This is a genomic window from Photobacterium kishitanii, assembly GCF_003026355.1.
Taxonomy (GTDB): Bacteria; Pseudomonadota; Gammaproteobacteria; order Enterobacterales; family Vibrionaceae; genus Photobacterium; species Photobacterium kishitanii.
This window is the reverse complement of sequence record NZ_PYON01000008.1, coordinates 158,328-175,057: the sequence shown is the minus strand read 5'-3', so window position 1 is coordinate 175,057 and position 16,730 is coordinate 158,328. Positions and strand designations below refer to the sequence as shown.

General features: G+C 35.2%; 20 protein-coding genes. 8 read left to right on the top strand and 12 right to left on the bottom strand.

Annotated elements, in window-relative coordinates; genetic code table 11:
• Positions 1-1,116, top strand: coding sequence for a 1-acyl-sn-glycerol-3-phosphate acyltransferase (locus C0W29_RS11520; RefSeq protein WP_045044703.1), 1,116 nt, complete (start codon positions 1-3; stop codon positions 1,114-1,116).
• Between the two features lie 93 nt (positions 1,117-1,209).
• On the opposite strand, the gene C0W29_RS11515 is transcribed toward C0W29_RS11520, so the two are convergent.
• Positions 1,210-2,133 carry a LysR family transcriptional regulator gene (locus tag C0W29_RS11515; protein WP_036790224.1) on the bottom strand — a complete coding sequence of 308 codons (924 nt, stop codon included), beginning with the start codon at positions 2,131-2,133 and terminating at the stop codon, positions 1,210-1,212.
• A 222-nt stretch (positions 2,134-2,355) separates the two neighbouring features.
• Here C0W29_RS11515 and chrA point away from each other — a divergent pair, with 222 nt between their 5' ends.
• On the top strand, positions 2,356-3,507 hold the full coding sequence (chrA, locus tag C0W29_RS11510) for a chromate efflux transporter (protein WP_107174052.1): 1,152 nt from the start codon (positions 2,356-2,358) through the stop codon (positions 3,505-3,507).
• Between the two features lie 165 nt (positions 3,508-3,672).
• Positions 3,673-3,969 carry a hypothetical protein gene (locus tag C0W29_RS11505; RefSeq protein ID WP_045041234.1) on the top strand — a complete coding sequence of 99 codons (297 nt, stop codon included), beginning with the start codon at positions 3,673-3,675 and terminating at the stop codon, positions 3,967-3,969.
• A gap of 42 nt (positions 3,970-4,011) precedes the next feature.
• Here the strand turns inward: C0W29_RS11505 and C0W29_RS11500 are convergent, their stop codons facing one another.
• Both C0W29_RS11500 and rpoS read right to left on the bottom strand, forming a co-directional pair.
• Positions 4,012-4,557, bottom strand: coding sequence for a DUF1439 domain-containing protein (locus C0W29_RS11500; protein ID WP_045044702.1), 546 nt, complete (start codon positions 4,555-4,557; stop codon positions 4,012-4,014).
• A gap of 67 nt (positions 4,558-4,624) precedes the next feature.
• On the bottom strand, positions 4,625-5,503 hold the full coding sequence (rpoS, locus tag C0W29_RS11495) for an RNA polymerase sigma factor RpoS (protein WP_052671596.1): 879 nt from the start codon (positions 5,501-5,503) through the stop codon (positions 4,625-4,627).
• Between the two features lie 442 nt (positions 5,504-5,945).
• On the opposite strand from rpoS, the gene C0W29_RS11490 reads away from it, so the two are divergent.
• Entirely contained in the window at positions 5,946-7,190 is a 1,245-nt protein-coding gene (locus C0W29_RS11490; RefSeq protein ID WP_373455685.1) for an Nramp family divalent metal transporter, read from the top strand.
• Positions 7,191-7,237: 47 nt separating this feature from the next.
• On the opposite strand, the gene C0W29_RS11485 is transcribed toward C0W29_RS11490, so the two are convergent.
• Together C0W29_RS11485 and C0W29_RS11480 are read right to left on the bottom strand one after the other, a co-directional pair.
• Positions 7,238-7,498 (bottom strand): hypothetical protein, encoded by a 261-nt coding sequence (locus C0W29_RS11485; protein ID WP_045044701.1) that lies wholly within the window; start codon positions 7,496-7,498, stop codon positions 7,238-7,240.
• A gap of 136 nt (positions 7,499-7,634) precedes the next feature.
• A complete protein-coding gene (locus C0W29_RS11480; RefSeq protein ID WP_045044700.1) occupies positions 7,635-9,083 on the bottom strand; it encodes a tyrosine-type recombinase/integrase in 1,449 nt (482 codons plus the stop codon).
• 308 nt (positions 9,084-9,391) lie between these two features.
• On the opposite strand from C0W29_RS11480, the gene C0W29_RS11475 reads away from it, so the two are divergent.
• Positions 9,392-9,739 (top strand): hypothetical protein, encoded by a 348-nt coding sequence (locus C0W29_RS11475; RefSeq protein ID WP_045044699.1) that lies wholly within the window; start codon positions 9,392-9,394, stop codon positions 9,737-9,739.
• 51 nt (positions 9,740-9,790) lie between these two features.
• On the opposite strand, the gene C0W29_RS11470 is transcribed toward C0W29_RS11475, so the two are convergent.
• Genes C0W29_RS11470 through C0W29_RS11460 form a run of 3 tightly spaced genes read right to left on the bottom strand, consistent with a single transcriptional unit; the run spans position 9,791 to position 12,515 of the window.
• Positions 9,791-10,771 (bottom strand): ABC transporter permease, encoded by a 981-nt coding sequence (locus tag C0W29_RS11470; protein WP_045044698.1) that lies wholly within the window; start codon positions 10,769-10,771, stop codon positions 9,791-9,793.
• Complete coding sequence (locus C0W29_RS11465; RefSeq protein ID WP_045044697.1) at positions 10,768-11,526, bottom strand: ATP-binding cassette domain-containing protein; 759 nt, start codon at positions 11,524-11,526, stop codon at positions 10,768-10,770. The genes C0W29_RS11470 and C0W29_RS11465 overlap by 4 nt, the downstream gene beginning before the upstream one ends.
• On the bottom strand, positions 11,526-12,515 hold the full coding sequence (locus C0W29_RS11460; protein WP_045044696.1) for a sugar ABC transporter substrate-binding protein: 990 nt from the start codon (positions 12,513-12,515) through the stop codon (positions 11,526-11,528). Before C0W29_RS11460 ends, C0W29_RS11465 begins: the two co-directional genes overlap by 1 nt.
• 295 nt (positions 12,516-12,810) lie before the next feature.
• Between C0W29_RS11460 and C0W29_RS11455 the strand changes: the two genes are divergently transcribed.
• Complete coding sequence (locus C0W29_RS11455) at positions 12,811-13,170, top strand: hypothetical protein (RefSeq protein ID WP_045041227.1); 360 nt, start codon at positions 12,811-12,813, stop codon at positions 13,168-13,170.
• A gap of 367 nt (positions 13,171-13,537) precedes the next feature.
• Here C0W29_RS11455 and C0W29_RS11450 read toward each other — a convergent pair whose 3' ends face one another.
• The 3 genes from C0W29_RS11450 to C0W29_RS11440 form a co-directional block, all read right to left on the bottom strand.
• Positions 13,538-13,915, bottom strand: a complete 378-nt coding sequence (locus C0W29_RS11450) for a cupin domain-containing protein (protein ID WP_045041226.1) — start codon at positions 13,913-13,915, stop codon at positions 13,538-13,540.
• A gap of 99 nt (positions 13,916-14,014) precedes the next feature.
• The gene (locus C0W29_RS11445; protein ID WP_045041225.1) at positions 14,015-14,263 is read right to left on the bottom strand and encodes a DinI-like family protein; all 249 of its coding nucleotides are present in this window, start codon (positions 14,261-14,263) and stop codon (positions 14,015-14,017) included.
• A gap of 112 nt (positions 14,264-14,375) precedes the next feature.
• Positions 14,376-14,789, bottom strand: a complete 414-nt coding sequence (locus C0W29_RS11440) for a hypothetical protein (protein ID WP_045041224.1) — start codon at positions 14,787-14,789, stop codon at positions 14,376-14,378.
• Between the two features lie 194 nt (positions 14,790-14,983).
• Here C0W29_RS11440 and C0W29_RS11435 point away from each other — a divergent pair, with 194 nt between their 5' ends.
• Positions 14,984-15,463: a YbhB/YbcL family Raf kinase inhibitor-like protein gene (locus C0W29_RS11435; RefSeq protein ID WP_036790189.1), complete on the top strand. Its 480-nt coding sequence runs from the start codon at positions 14,984-14,986 to the stop codon at positions 15,461-15,463.
• A gap of 107 nt (positions 15,464-15,570) precedes the next feature.
• Entirely contained in the window at positions 15,571-16,347 is a 777-nt protein-coding gene (locus C0W29_RS11430; protein WP_045044695.1) for a helix-turn-helix transcriptional regulator, read from the top strand.
• Here the strand turns inward: C0W29_RS11430 and C0W29_RS11425 are convergent.
• Complete coding sequence (locus C0W29_RS11425) at positions 16,344-16,601, bottom strand: hypothetical protein (RefSeq protein WP_045044694.1); 258 nt, start codon at positions 16,599-16,601, stop codon at positions 16,344-16,346. The genes C0W29_RS11430 and C0W29_RS11425 overlap by 4 nt on opposite strands.
• Positions 16,602-16,730: the final 129 nt, after the last annotated feature.

Here is a 16,730-nt window from a genome sequence, read left to right as displayed (position 1 = left end):
GTGTGTATAGATAACGATATTTATAAAGAAATCCGCCCTTACAATGATAACGAAGTTAAAGGGGCTATCCAGCGTCTTATTGATGATAAAGATTTCATCAATGCGATTTTAAAATACCGCTTTCCTCATGCTTCCGGTATGTTTGGCTGGTTGCTAATTCCGTTAATAAAACGTTTTCTTGTTAAAAAATGGTCGAATGTGACCAGTGTTAAAGATGTGCAAGATTATATTGCAAGGTATATGCAAGCAACTATCGATCATTCATGTGACGGTGTAACAACAACCGGTTTAGATAAACTCGACCCAAATAAAGCTTATTTATTTGTTTCGAATCATCGTGATATTGCTATGGATCCGGCAATGGTGAACTGGTGTTTGTTCCATGAGAACTTCAATACTGTCCGCATTGCGATTGGTGATAATTTACTAAAAAAACCATGTGCTACTGAATTGATGCGTTTGAACAAGAGTTTTATTGTAAAGCGTTCATCAAAAGGTCCTCGTGAGTTAATGAAGTCATTAGGCTTACTTTCTAGCTATATTTCTCATTCTTTAATGACCGGCAATAATATTTGGATAGCACAAAAAGAAGGGCGAGCAAAAGACGGTAACGATAAAACTGATCCAGCTATTTTAAAAATGTTCTTTATGGAAGGACGTAAGCAAAAATTACCGTTTGCTGAGTTTATGAGTGGGCTTAATATTGTTCCTGTCGCTATTTCATATGAAAACGATCCTTGTGATTTGGCAAAAGCACAAGAGTTGTACCAAAAAGCGACCACAGGTACTTATGAAAAATCTGAATTTGAAGATATAGAAAGTATTGTACAAGGTATTGTGGGTCAGAAACGACGAATCCATATCAGCTTTGGTGATGTGATCACTGATGCACCTGATACTCCAGATGAACTTGCTGCTATTATTGATAAACAAATAACTGAAAATTATCATTTATTCCCATCAAATTACATCGCAGCAGATATTGAGTCTGACCAAATTACAGCCAAAGAACAGCAGTTATTTGCACAGAAATTAGCAGATCAACCACAAGGCGTACAAGATATCTTACGTCGTATGTATGCTTTACCTGCGCAGAAGAAGCAGCATCTAGAGTAAATGCTGCTACTGTAAAAGTAACAACGCGGTGATATATGGCCGCGTTGTAGCTTTTGTTTATTAGTGTATAAATAAAGTTCTATTACTCATCGGCTATTGCATTGGCCTCGGCGTTTTATAAGGTGCCTGCGCCATACGTTCAGCCATGAAATCAATGAAACAACGTACTTTTGGTGCTAAGTATTTTCTGCGAGGGTAAACTGCATAAATTGGCAAATCAACCGTCGTTTTCCATTCTGGAAGTAACTGAATGAGTTTATTGCTTTCGATTTCATTAGTCATTAAATAGGTCGATAAGTAAGCAATACCTAAGCCACTGACAGCGGCATCCAATACCGCAGGTGCGTTATCTATACGGTAGTTACCTCTAACTCGAATTGATTGCTGTACACCATCACGAGAAAAAGCCCAATTAACATATTTACGTTCACGACTTTGATAAGTTATACAATTGTGGCGGCGTAAATCGCCAGGGGTTTCTGGTTTTCCATGTAACGCAATATAATCAGGTGATGCAACTACCACAAATTCGCAGTTAGCTAATTTCCGCGCAACCATGCCTTCAGGTGGATGTTCATGAATGGCTATCCAACAATCAAATCCTTCCTCTAATAAATTTGGTCGATGATCAAATAAGCTTATTTCTAATTCTAATTCTGGATTGCTTTTTTGAAACTCAGCCAAAGCTGATGTTATATGAATATTGCCAAAAGATTGTGCAATGCCAATTCGTAGCACGCCCTTTATTTCATTACGATATCCTGCCACCATCGCTTCAGCTTCATTAACAGTATCAACCAGTTGCTGACCGTAATCGGCATATTGTAAACCGATTTCCGTTAAGGCCACTGTACGTGTACTACGTTGAACGAGCTGGCAGCCTAAACGTTCCTCTAAATAACGAATTTGTTTACTTACTTGAGATTTAGAGATGCCTAATCTATCTGCCGCACGGGTAAAATTTTGTTCATGGCCAATTGCAGCCAGGATAACCATTTGTTGAAGATTTTCTAACATAAGCATCGACTCTTTGAAGAGCAAGCAAAGCAGGGTAGTTTGCTTGTTATTACACAGAAAAACATGATTTGTATAATAAAGGATTATAATCGCCATGAAAATGACATGGTACAACAAAGCTTGCTTTCATCGATTACAATAATGATATGTATCTGTACAAACGATTTCAGTAATAGATAAACAACCGTTAAAATAGTTACTTCACTATAGGAGATGTGATTGATGTTAACGGTTTTTTGGCAGTTTTTAGTGCTAGGTTTATGTAGTTTTGGTGGACCTGCAGCACATATAGGCTATTTTCAACAAGCGTTTGTAGTTAAAAATAAATGGCTCAGTGATGAGGATTTTACACAGGCGATTGCGCTATGTCAGTTTTTACCTGGCCCTGCAAGTAGCCAGCTTGGGATGTATATCGGTTATAAAAAGGCGGGTTATTTTGGTTCTATTGCTGCGTTTATCGGTTTTACCTTACCTTCCTTTATTTTATTAACATTTCTAGCTGTTGCTAATAACCAATTTAGTGGCTCTGTTACTGTCGAATACATCATTACTGCAGCTAAACTACTGGCGGTTGTTGTGGTTACTGATGCTTTATGGGGTATGGTGAAGAAGAATTTAATCTCAATAGCTACTATTTCGACAGCATTATTAACGATGATCTGGGTGACGTTCAGTAGTGGTTTATTTGGCCAAATTTTACCGATTATTGTAGCAAGTATTGCAGGTTTTTTATGGTCATTCAAAACCCAGCCAATAGTCGATAAGCATTTGATTAAACCTATTCGGCCACATATTGGCTTAGTCGTTATTTTCTCAGGATTATTAATTTTATTACCATTAATTGCTGCTACGAATGAGAACATTAAATTATTTTCTATCTTTTATCAGGCGGGGAGCTTCGTATTCGGTGGTGGGCATGTTGTATTACCGCTATTACAGCCCATGCTTGATGGTATGGTAACGGATAACACCTTTTTGAGTGCTTATGCTTCTGCTCAACTGGTTCCTGGACCTATGTTTACTATGGCGAGTTATTTGGGGGCTTCAGCAATACCTCAAATGCCAATTATGGGGAGTATTATTGCAACGATAGCTGTTTTTTTTCCTGGTAGTTTGCTTCTATTCGCATTTTTACCTGCTTGGAAGGCATTATTTAGTCATCCACGTTTAATTCAAGCAATTGTGTTGATTAATGCATGTGTTGTTGGTTTATTAGCGAGCGCATTAATTAATCCTGTAATTACGAGTTCAATTAAATCGATTGGAGATATTATTGCCGTTATTATCGGTTACATATTAATCAAGAAGTACAATTGCCCTGTATGGTTATTAGCAATATTTCTAATAGTATATACATTCGTTATTAATTTATAAGAAAGTCAGAGCCGCTAGGCTCTGTCTTTTTTATTACTAATGCACTATAACTTTATGTCTTTATGTAAAAGGTTTTATACTTACAAGTTTATACTTATGTAAGCTTAAATTCAGTAATGCTTGATAGACTGATAAGTTACTTATTAATCATACTGAATGTTTAAGATGGATCAAAACCAAAGAGTGCGTTCAAATATCACTAACTATGATGTTTTACGTGCAGTGAAAACTGAAATTAAACAAAGTGAAGCGCGTATTATTCGACGAATATATACTGTCGCTATATTATCTGTTGCTACTATTATTTTTGTATTAATGCTAATTATTACGAGTCAAACCCCTACAACAAGAGATTATGCTGCAGAGGCTATGAAACGATCTTTTGAGGCGGAAAGGGCTGTAAAGATGATTGATGATGCAGCTGGTACACATTTTTTAGAGCAATCAAAATTTAGTCAATAAAAAGCCCTTATACAAAGAGCTTTTTATCTTAATAACTATTTATTACCAATCTAAAACTAATTTATGATTTTCAATAACTAATTCAGGTTTGGTTTTTTTCAAGAGAGCTTGCTCTAATTCATTGTCATTTAGCTTATAAACAGGTTTTGTTGATAATACTTGGCTTAAAAAAGAAACAATCGGAGTAATAACAGGTTTCGTCAATACATTATTTAACCGTTCAGGTGTGACTGCTAATGATTCAATGCTAAGATCTTTTAAATAAATAGCACCTTGCTCTTGGTTGTAATAAGGGATTGCACTAAAGTTAGCTTTAATTGCGATATTTTGAGTTGGTTGTCCCATTAATTCTAAATCAGCAGTTGCTGTAGCTGCTACATTGACTTTATTTTTAGCTATACGCCCGATACCAACTTTAATATTATCGAATTTACCCGTTGCGTAAGCTATACCTTGAATACCAACCGAATGATTAAATTGAGTTTCTTTATTTAGGTAAGATTGCATTTCATTTTCAGTTACACCGTAACTAGCACACCCTGAAAAAAATAATATCGAACCCGCAATTAATAATGATTTTAAATGCATAACAAACCTTAACTATAACGAAAAAGGAGCACATTAAGTGCTCCTTTAAATAATAGCAAACAATCTATCATGCAGTGTCAGCAAATAGTATTGAGATATCGTAATTATCACGTTGAAGGTAATTACGAAGTTTTTTCAATGAAATAACTTGTAGTTGACGAATTCGTTCTCGTGTCAATCCAACTTCATCGGCAACTTCTTGGAGTGTTTGTGATTCATGACCAAGCAGGCCAAATCGACGACAAATAATCTCTTTATCCCTTGGAGATAGAGAATCTAAAATAGAAGATGTGATGTGTTTTATATCTAGTTCATCTAAATGACTATCTGGTTTAACTGCTTTATCATCTGTTAAAAACACAGCAAGTGATTGTGAATTAGCATCATCATTGATGGTCTGATCGTAGGATATAATAGGGGCATCGTAAGATAAGAGGGTAGAAATATCATCAACACTACGATCTAATTTTTGTGCAACATCTTCATTTTTAGGTTCTTTATTTTGAGTATTCAGTAGATGTTTATGTGTCCGCACAATGGTATTAATTTCTTTTGATACATGGACGGGTAACCGAATAGTGCGACTTTGATTGTGAATAGCACGCTCTATGGTTTGCTTAATCCACCATGTCGCGTAAGTTGAAAATCGAAAGCCTCTTTCAGGATCAAATTTATCTACCGCAGTAATAAGTCCGATATTCCCTTCATCAATGAGATCACTTAATTGAATAGAGCTACCACGGTACCGTTTAGCAATGTTAACGACTAAACGTAAATTACTTTCAATCATTATATTTTTTGCACTGACATCTCCTGTTAATACTTTACGACTATAAAGAACCTCTTCATTTTTTGTTAATAGTGGTTTCATAGAAATATCACGAAGATATAATTGAATTACATCGGTCTCAAAAGCTAGTGTTTTATTACTTACTTCGGCTTCCATACTACATCCTTTTTTTCAACATCCATTTTGCTATCATAATTAAAGCGGTGATGTATTCATTAACAATCATACTTATTATTAATGGTTAATCTTATAGAATTACAAAATCAACCTATATTAAATAGGTATTAACACCTAAGCCAAAAATATGTTAAAGACATACAAGTCATTACCGATGACAATATCGATTTTTATAAAAAGATTAAACACTCTTATGCATATTATTGAAAAGGGATCACATTTTTTCGATATAAGTAACATTATATATACTAAAAGTGATAAAGTTCGTATTCGAATTCTAAATAGCGATAGGTAAATAGCTACTACCTATTAATGACTTTGTTTTCATAAGTGAAATGTAAGCAATCATGTTTGCACTCTAAATGATATTGATTCTCATTTGCAAATTACGTAAAGTAGACTCATGACAAAGGAGTCACTTATGAATAAAGCAGTTATCGCACTTGAAATGCAGCCAACCCCATTTAGCTTAAAACTGAAAAAGAAACTACTTTTATTAGGCCCTGCATTTATTGCTGCTATTGGTTACATTGATCCAGGCAACTTTGCTACAAATATTGAATCAGGTTCTGCCTTTGGTTACCAACTTTTATGGGTGGTACTATGGGCGAATTTAATGGCAATGTTAATTCAATATTTATCCGCTAAATTAGGCATAGTTACAGGAAAAAATTTGCCTGAGCACTTACGTGATCATCTTCCAAAATGGGCAATAATGCCATATTGGATACAGGCTGAAATAATAGCAATGGCAACGGATCTTGCAGAGTTTATTGGTGCAGCTGTTGGTTTTCAATTACTATTTAATATCAGCTTAATGGAAGGTGCTGTTATTACAGCCATAGCAACAGTTATGATATTAATGCTTAATAATAAGAGTCAAAAACCATTAGAAGTTATTATTGGTGCATTATTACTACTAGTTGCTGTTATTTATATTTTTGAATTATTTATTGCTCCTCCTGCATCACATGAATTAATAAAAGGTTTAGTTGTACCGACACTAAATAGTCCTCATCAAATTTATTTAGCAGCAGGTATTCTTGGTGCAACTGTAATGCCTCATGTTATTTATTTACATTCAGCATTATTTAAAAATACGTATGGTGAGAAAGTATCAACACGCTTGCGCTCAACAAAATATGACGTATTAATAGCAATGGTTATTGCCGGCTTTGTTAATATAGCTATCGTAGCGATGGCTGCGGCTGTATTCCATTACTCTGGTAATCAAGATATTGCAGAAATAGAAACAGCATATAAAACATTAACTCCCTTAGTCGGTAAAGCTGCTTCAATTTTATTTGGTATCTCGTTAGTTGCATCAGGCCTATCATCTACAGTCGTTGGTACAATGGCCGGACAAGTAGTGATGCAAGGCTTTGTTAATTTTACAATTCCTATGTGGTTACGTCGTTCTATTACGATGATTCCATCTTTTATTGTTATTGCACTAGCTGTCAATACCACTGAAATATTAGTAATGAGCCAAGTGGTTTTAAGCTTTGGTATTGCATTAGCAATTATTCCATTACTTTATTTCACTAACAGTAAAAAAATCATGGGTAAATACAAAAATAGTAAAATAGTATCAACTCTAGGCTTAATTATTGTTGCTATTGTTTTAGCTCTAAACTTATATCTAAGTTACACATTATTAGCTTAAACCTATAAAGTAAAACTCCTTGTCTGTACCTCGATAATATAAGTTAATTATCGAGGTGCTTTTTTATGACATTGCTTTTGCTTATACAATTTTTTCAATGCCTGATATTCGTTTTTTAAGTTAGACTTTCCCTTTTTTGATGCATTAGATAACATCATAGTTAATCTTTTTTCAAAGCTATTAATTTTAGTTTCTAGGCCTGTACAAGGAAGTAAACTGTATTTATTTCCATATTGATTAACAGTTAAAGCTGAACTCGAAGTATGAAAACAAGCTAAAGTAATCAGCAAAAATACACGGAAAAACATCAAAATAAAAACTCCATTTATTATTTTATATACGATAGCATTTCCATGAAATTATAAAATAATATAGCAGGATAATCCTACTTACATTACATGTTGCATGACAAGTATTGAAACTATTGTTGTATAGTGTGATCTGTTATCGACCTGGAGTAACACCTTGTAATTCATCATCAGTTCGACGATCATAACGTTGAGTTGTCGTAATACTGCTATGTCCCATAAATTTACTCACTAATAATAAATCATATCCTGAGCGTAATAGGTTAGTCGCGACAGAGTGACGAAAGTCATGAGGTGATATTCGTCGTGAAAAACCAAGTTGATGAATATGTTTACAAAGATCATTTAATGTTTGAGTCGTTAAACGTTGTGCTGTGAGTTGCTGATAACGATTAACACCACAGAAAAAGCTCGATATATTTTGGGAATGTTGTAGACGAATCGTTAGCCATTGTTCAATAGCTGAATAAAGGTCACTGCTTTTCGAAAATGGTACATGGCGTTCTTTGTTACCTTTACCCATGACTCGAATTTTGCATAAATAAAGGTCAATATCACCGATATCAAGTCCAATAACCTCTGCACGACGTAAGCCTGACTCATACATTAACCAAAATATAGCATTATCTCTTAATGCTTTTATTTTATTTGATTGTGCCAAAGTTAGCGCCGATATTTGGTCAACGTCAGTATAGCTTAAGTAACGACCACTTGATTGTCGTGAACCCCGAGGTAATTTTATTGCCTTAATCCGTTGCAGTGTTTCAACTGAAATCGACTCAGATAACCATGCATGATGGGCTACACCTCGTAGCATTCTTAACAAATTATCGGCTGTAGCAGGGGCATAATCTTGCTTTCTATCGCTACTTTTCATTGTTAAACGTGAAGATAAAAATGATTGCATCGAGGTTTGTAGAACGGGAGCATAAAGAACACTATGCCAATCCATTCTTTCAATACAAGGCCTTAAACAATAACAACTAAATGCTTCTAGCATAACTTGAGCTTGAGATGTTAATTCGATTGTTAATGTTTGTTCAATTGCAATAGGTGCGAGCCAACCTGGATCTAATTCATGTTGTGTTTGGTTCTGAACTGAAAATTTCTCGATTGAATCTTGCCAATCAGTTAACTGTGATGATGAAATTTGTTGTTGCTGATAGTAATAATCTCCAATGAGTAAAAGTGCTTTTTTTAGTGGATTAATATGTAAATTTTTTAATGACCGCGATGGATCATAAAATAAACCTTTCATCTTTGCTTTAGTTTTGGCTCGATGAATTAAAAAAGCGGCCATTGCTTTTTCAATAAGGGTAGGGCTTGTTAACAACATTAACCAATCAATTCGATCAAATGTAGATCCCAATAAAAATCGACTAAAGCGCTCTAAAGTATAACGTGCATTCGCTTGACCACCGGTTGTATCAGTTGCAGCAAGGGAATAGATATAAGCTAATGCTGGATTTGATACAAAATGATCACGTTGACGAAGTTGTTGGCTTATTACTGTTTGTTGACGCAAAGATCCAGGTCTAAGCGTGACGTCGTTATGTATTAAAGCGTTTGAAGGGTCGATCGACATTGTTATTAGTCTTCATTCTTGATCTGCTATAAGAGATATTATATAAGACTGATAAATTAAATCCATATAATTCATGCATTTATAAGAAATAAAAGATCTAGCAAGAGATCGAATAAAATAGCTAAAGATAGAGAGGTTAATATAATTGGCCTTTAAAATAGGAGGCCATATTCTTCTTTTTGTGTGTAATATCTGGTTAAACACCATTAAATTAAAATGTTACAATGTCACTTATTTTCGGTATTCAACTATCTTATTAGTAATACAGGCTATTATTAATATAGGATCATTAGTGGAGATCATTAATTATGACTGAAAAAGTATCGTTTATGGCTCAGCCATCAATTTCTATTGCTGAATCGATTATTGATTATGTACAAGGGCACGAACACCTGTTTTCAACTATGTTGTATTCAAAACATGATGTGAAAGATTCTAGGTTTCAATTTGCAACAGCATCATTACGAGTTGATATGGTAGAGTTTGACGACGATCATCAATCAGGTTTAGCACATGTAAGTTATGGTATTCACTTCTTTTGGCCATGTAATAACCAGGATGAAATTGATACTTTTCAAGAAAAACTGCCATTTGAGATTAACAATAACCAAATCATTTTTACGCTAAAAGTGCACCAACCTTGGATTGTTTTATAAAAAAAGAGAGCAATAAGCTCTCTTTATCATTAAAGGTATATAAGATCATCGTTAGTGAATTAACCGTTTCCATGCGCCTTTATGTTGCTTGAGCAAAATACTATGAATCATTAAAGAAACAATAATAATGATTCCGTACACTAACCGCGTCCAGAATCCGGCTAGGCCTGCACTAATGATACCAGCTTCTAAAATACCGATAATACACGCCCCAAAAAATGTACCTAATAGTGTGCCGCGTCCGCCCAGTACTGATGTACCACCAATAAAAACAGAAGCAAAAACGAGTAACATATAACCTTGTCCCTGATTCGGCCACCAGCTGCTCATTTCAAGACTAACAAAAACGCCCACAACCGCAGACATTAATCCCATTAAAACGAATAATAACAATCGAGTACGGGCAACTGGTACCCCCATCATCTCTGCAGCTTTCGGGTTATCGCCAATAAAATTAATATTATCTCCGAATACATGGCGCGATAATATCAACCATAAAACGGCTAAAATAACCAGACACCATACTGCTTGTGCTGGGATCACATCAGCTATTCGGCCAACCATCATAGTATGGAACCAGCTATCACGTACTTCAGGTAAACTTAATGCTAATCCATCAGCAATAACGGTAGTTAAACCGCCAATAAAAAATTGACTGCCAATTGTTGCAATAATTGAAGGTATATTAAAGCACACGACTAACAGGCCATTAAGTATGCCGCATAAAATACCAACGATAGCCGCAGCAATAAAAGCAAGTAGGGGTGATTGTGTAGTTTGAAATGTTGCCGCAAAAACGTAGCCGCCCAGCGCAATAACCGATGGAAAACTCATGTCTATTTCACGAGCGATAACCAATAATGTTAAGCAAAAAGCTAACATCGCGGTAAATGGGATCGTTGACATGAACGAGGTATAAATACGCATATGGCTAAAGGTTTGCGGACTATATATCGTAAACAACAACCATAAGCTTACCAACATTAAACTAGTAATGATCGGTGCGCGATGACGTCCAAAAAATGAATTCATGCAGCACCTCGACCAACAGCAGTAAGCAGTGCATGTTGTAATGATTGTTGATCCATGTCGGCTTTATTATATTCAGCAACAATAGTGCCTCGATCCATTACCACGAAACGATCAGCAACACGGTAAGCATCGTTCATATTATGAGTAATGAGTAAGCAAGCTCGGTGTTGTGCTTTTAATGTTTCGATAAAGTGCAATACTTTTTCAACTTCACCTAAAGATAATGCTGTTGTTGGCTCATCAAGTATGACTAATTTTGCATTAAATAACATCGCACGACCAATAGCTAACCCTTGTCGTTCACCACCTGAAAGTTGTGAAATACAACTATCAATATTTGCTCCAATACCTCGAAAATCAAGTTTTTGCAGTAACTGCTGTGCTTGTTGACGTTCTTGTTTTTGATCTATAAATCCTAGTCGTGTTCGAATATGACGACCTAAAAATAAATTACGCCATACTGATTGCTGTTCACCGAGTGACCCTGATTGATAAACGGTTTCAATTCCGAGTTTACGGGCAGTTTTTACGTTATAGCCTTGTTTATCAATACTTTTATTCTGAATAGTAATATGACCAGAATCAAATGATTCAATTCCTGCAATAAGTTTGATCAACGTTGATTTTCCTGCACCATTGTCACCAAGTAATGCAACTACTTCACCCCCATTAATACTTAAGTTAATGTTACGCAACGCATGAATCGGACCAAACCACTTATTAATATCAGTAAGCACTAATGCCTTAGAACACATTAACGAATACCTTTTGTAGCTAATGGCGCAATAAAATCAATATTATTGAGATCAACAAATCCTGCACCAGTATCAATATTTAGACCAGAGAAACCATAACGTTTACTTAAAACTGTTTGTACAACAGACAAATACCCCATGAGGTAAGGTTGGCTATCCGCGACTAATTGAACATATTCACTACGAATAGCATCTGCTGTTGCAGGGGATAAGCTAAATCCAGCAACAAAAAGCTCTTTAGGTCTTACGCCCGCATTACGTAAAAAATTAGCCATTTGTGATGTAAGTGATCCATGATCGACTAATATCAGTTTTGTACTCATCTGACTGGCAAGGTATGAAGTAATCGCTGAAGTACCTAATGATGGATCTTTATCTGTTTCTGGAGATATTTGAAGAAAATCAACGGTTAATCCAGCTTGCTCCAAGGTTTTGATCATTCCTCTAGTTGATTTACTTCGTTCTGCAATATCTTTAATTCCCCAGACTAATGCACGATCACCAGCTTTAAATTGACCGCGACGTAAAGCTTCGGTTGCCAATTTTATACCGCGTTTTGCATTGCTTACACCTACATAGCCAAAGCCCTTATTTTGCATTGCATTCATACTCGCAGGTAAAGCGGTATCAATAGACGTAACATTAATACCTTTGGTTTCTGCTTCAGTGACTAAAGGTTGATAAGCACTGTCACCAGGATGCCCCATAATAATTATTCCTGACGGGCTAGCGGCTACAGCTTGTTTAAAGTTCTCAATCATCTTTTGTGGTTGCCAATCTGAATAAACGACCCGTAAATTAGCCCCAAGATCTTCAGCTGCTTGTTTCGCTCCATTTTGGACAACAGTTGCATAAGGGCCACCAACAGGACCACCTACATCAATCCAAATTGACATATTTGCGCCAGAAGATGTTGCGCAGACATTAGTAGAGACTAAGGCAAGACTTGCGAGAACTACAGTCGAGAACTTCCTAGAAAAAGGTTTCATTTATTCACCAGCATTTTGAATTATATGATATTTAGTGAAGCATTTTATCGTTATTTATAAAAAACGCTAACTATTAAAAAGATAATCTACTAATAGAATATTCTCGTGGCTATGGTAAGAAAATATGGAAAACAATTGCATAATAGTGATGGCAGGACTGATTTAATACATAATAAAAATTTATCATAAACTCATGATATTAAATATCTTGCAGTATCATAACATTGACTTGATGTGAAATTTACAACATATATGCTATAAATAGCTTCCATAATATAAATAGGATTGAGGGGTAATGAAGAAATTAATTACAATATCAATACTTGGAGCTTCTTTATTTTATAATTGCTTAGCACATGCAAACGTTGAGGTAAAAACAGCACATGAATTGGCTATTTTTCGTTTAGGGTATATTCATTCAATTACTCCCTTTGATCTCAAAGAGCCAACCGATGATTTGCAGACAATTGCGAATATGTATGCGTTAACTTATGCAATAAAAGACCTACCTGCAGAGATAGAAGAAAAATATTATAAATTACCATGTACAACACAAGAAGATATTGCGTTTGAATATTGTAAAGCTTACAGCACTCCGCATAATATCAAAGTTGGAGTGTTAGATATGCTAGAAAATATTCTATCTGTATATTAAGTGATGTGTTTTATGCTTTAATATAATCAACACGATATCCGCAAACACACAAAATAATGTTTTTTCCTACAAGATATTCAGATTTACCACATTTTGGACATACAAAAGTCGCCATAAAATCGAACATAATCACACCAGTTAACTTAAAATATTATTAATATATAATACTGTTGCTCTATTAAGTCAGAATAGTTTCAATGACATGCGATAAAAACCACAAAATAAAAAAGCGTTACGTATTTTTTCATTAAATAATCGCTTGTGTCTCCAAATATATTATTAATCAAAGTAGCAGAAAACAAAATTTCTAAAAAAACTCTCACAAATAATTATAAGAGTTTTTATATAATAAGGTATTCGTTAATAATTACTTATCAACTTCAAAGCCAAATGTTTTATTTTGGATATATACCATGTCACAATCAGTTGTATATACTACGCTATGAATGCGATTAGCTTTGATATAACCTGTTTGACCCGCGGTTAAGATCATTGGTTCGCCATCTTTAACCAACTCACCATCGACACGAAGGTGAAATTGAATCGCGATTTCACCAGTAACTATAATAGACATATCATCATGTGGGTGATGATGTGGATCTTCTACGGTACCAGCCTCCCAGCGTTCAAGTAGTGCAGTTACACAATTCGCATTACTTTCATCAGTATCGCGAAAACTAAAACCAGGAAACTCGGGATCAGCAGTAAAATCAGACCAAATATCTTTTGAAATAAACGTGCTCATAATAAAGCTCACCAATAACTAATAATGATATTATTATAAGCATTTATCAGTAGCATCATCAGTATTAAATTAGCAAGCTCAATATGCAATTATAACGTACTACATATCGTAACTTGGCTGCTCTAGCCAGTCCTCAGCTTCATCAAACATTGCTTCAAGTTGTAATTCAACTTGCTGCTTATCTTCCTTTATACCACCCAATACACTTAATTCATTTGCACCACCTAAACGTACTCGCACTAAAGCATCGGGCCAAGAAATAGCCATACGCCGAGTAAATTCACGTTCAACTTGGTGAAATGTATCTTCAGGTACATTATTTTTATTAACCATTAATTCAATACGCATATAAGTCCATTCATTACACTGGATAAAATAATACTGATTATATATACAGTTATATAATAAAGGCAATTTAATCTATTTATGGTCTTGAGTGGTAATGCTTATTAAGTGTGAGTTATTCAAATTTACACGTAATAGAAGTAATAGGTGTACTTGATGTAGAAAAACAAGCGTAGGCTGTTTGAGGTTTATGGCGACGTAATTGAATGTAACCTGAGTCAGTAGCATCATCTGAGAATTTTATAAGATGTGATTGTGTTGTAGTCATATCGGCATATGTGACTTCAAATTCATCATGCATAGCATTAACAACTTTATTTAATGTATGTGCCGTTTGAAAAGTAATACTGGCACAACGCATAGGAGGTTGATGATGTATTTCTGCAGTTTGACTTTCCTCATCATACTTAGCGGCCTCTATGGTTGGTTCAATATTAATTGCTTGAAAAGAAGTTACAGTACACGTTGGTTGAGCAATCACAAAGGGCGAGAATAAACTTGGAAGTAAGAGTAGGGGCATCAATTTCATCTAATAATCATCCTTATGGTATTTTGAAGTTAATTTGTATCACATCTGGCAACGTTTAAAGTCAAAAAATTCAACAAAACACAATAAGGGTCACAATTACCATAATTAAATCAATAATTGACACTTAAAGGTGAATATTTGTGAGAAAAAACTCGTATAGTAACTCCATCGACAATAAATAAGAGCATATAACCATGTCTACATTTACAATGACAAGTAACAGTATTACTGAAGGCCAACACCACGAAAAGCGTTTTTCATTTAACAGCTTTGGTAACGATGGTGATAATATTTCTCCTCAACTAGCTTGGGAAAATGCACCTCAAGGTACGAAGAGTTTTGCTGTAACATGTTTTGATCCTGATGCACCTACTGATTGCGGTTTTTGGCACTGGCAGGTAATTAATATTCCAGCATCAACACATGAATTAGCTGAAGGCGCATCTGCAAATCTTACTGCAGGTTTAGAAATGCGTAATGACTACGGTTTTAATGGCTACGGCGGTGCATGTCCTCCTGAAGGTCATGGTGTTCACCGCTACGTATTCACAGTATGGGCATTACCTTGTGAAAAATTGGAAGTGCCTGATGATGCATCATGTGCATTGGTGAGCTTTATGCTTAATGGTACTGCATTAGCGAAATCGACTATTACTGCGCATTATCAACGTTAATAACGTCAATGTCAGTATTATAGAAAAGTCTCATCAATAGTTATCTATTATGAGACTTTCTTTGTTATAGCATCGATAAAGTCATCTCAAATTTAAAGGGGGATAGTATGTCAGCAATAGTTCAGTGTATTCATTATACCGGTCAAAAATCACAGCAATTACGCAATGTACCTTTTGTCTATCCATCCATTGTTTGGGTACAAACTGGCGTAAAAAAACTACAGTGGCAAAATGATTGGATTAATATCAATCCTAAAAACTGGTTACTAACGTCAGGACATTCACAACAAACTTTTATTAATCAACCATCGCAAGCAATATTTTCATCACTGCAACTATGTTTTTTAACTAAGCCAAACACCGAACTCATTAATCGTTCTCAGCGCCATGCAAGTTGTCATACAACACCTGATTATTTATTTGATCCCGCAGGCGAGTATCTCTTTATGAACTTGATTAATATGCCAAAATCATTACCACGTAACGTTCAAGAGTGCATGGTAAATGCGTTATTTGAGTATTTAGCTAATATGGGAAAGTTGCATCTACTTTTCAGTTCTCAAGATTTATCATGGCGTGACAAATTAGCTGCACTATTTAGACAACAGCCAAGCGAACATCATAGCATTGAATCAGTCTGTCAACATTTTGGGTTAAGTAAATCAACACTGATTCGTCGGTTACGTGAAGAATCAACCCAATTCAGGGAGGTTTTAGCTGAATTAAGAATGGGATATGCGTTGACCTTACTGCAAAAACAGCACTATACGCAACTTGATTTAGCACAGCTTTGTGGTTATCAGTCTGAAACACGATTCGCGCAACGTTTCAAAAAGCAATTTGGATTATCCCTAAAAGAATATCAACAAACTATTAACAGCTAAAAAGAAAGGCTGAATTTTTTATCTGTCCGTGGTGTGTCTGTAAACATTGCCCCTTGAATAGCCGCTGTAAATTTAATGCTATTATGAACAGCATTCCATTCCATAATTTCAAGCCAATCACTGGTATAACCAATATTAAATAGCTCACCAGAATTTAAATCAATACCGACACGAAGATGAGTTGATGATTTAACCAATTCATCAGAGCGTAAATCTGCACCACGAATATCAACCTTACCTTCAGGAGTTAACACAGTCGTTAAACGTATTGTTGCTCCTAGCTTAGGGAATATATGAGAAAAATCGCTCGGTATAAAAGATGGAATGGACTATAGTGCTCACGATAAAAAAGACTAAAAAATTGACTATACAGAGATATTTAA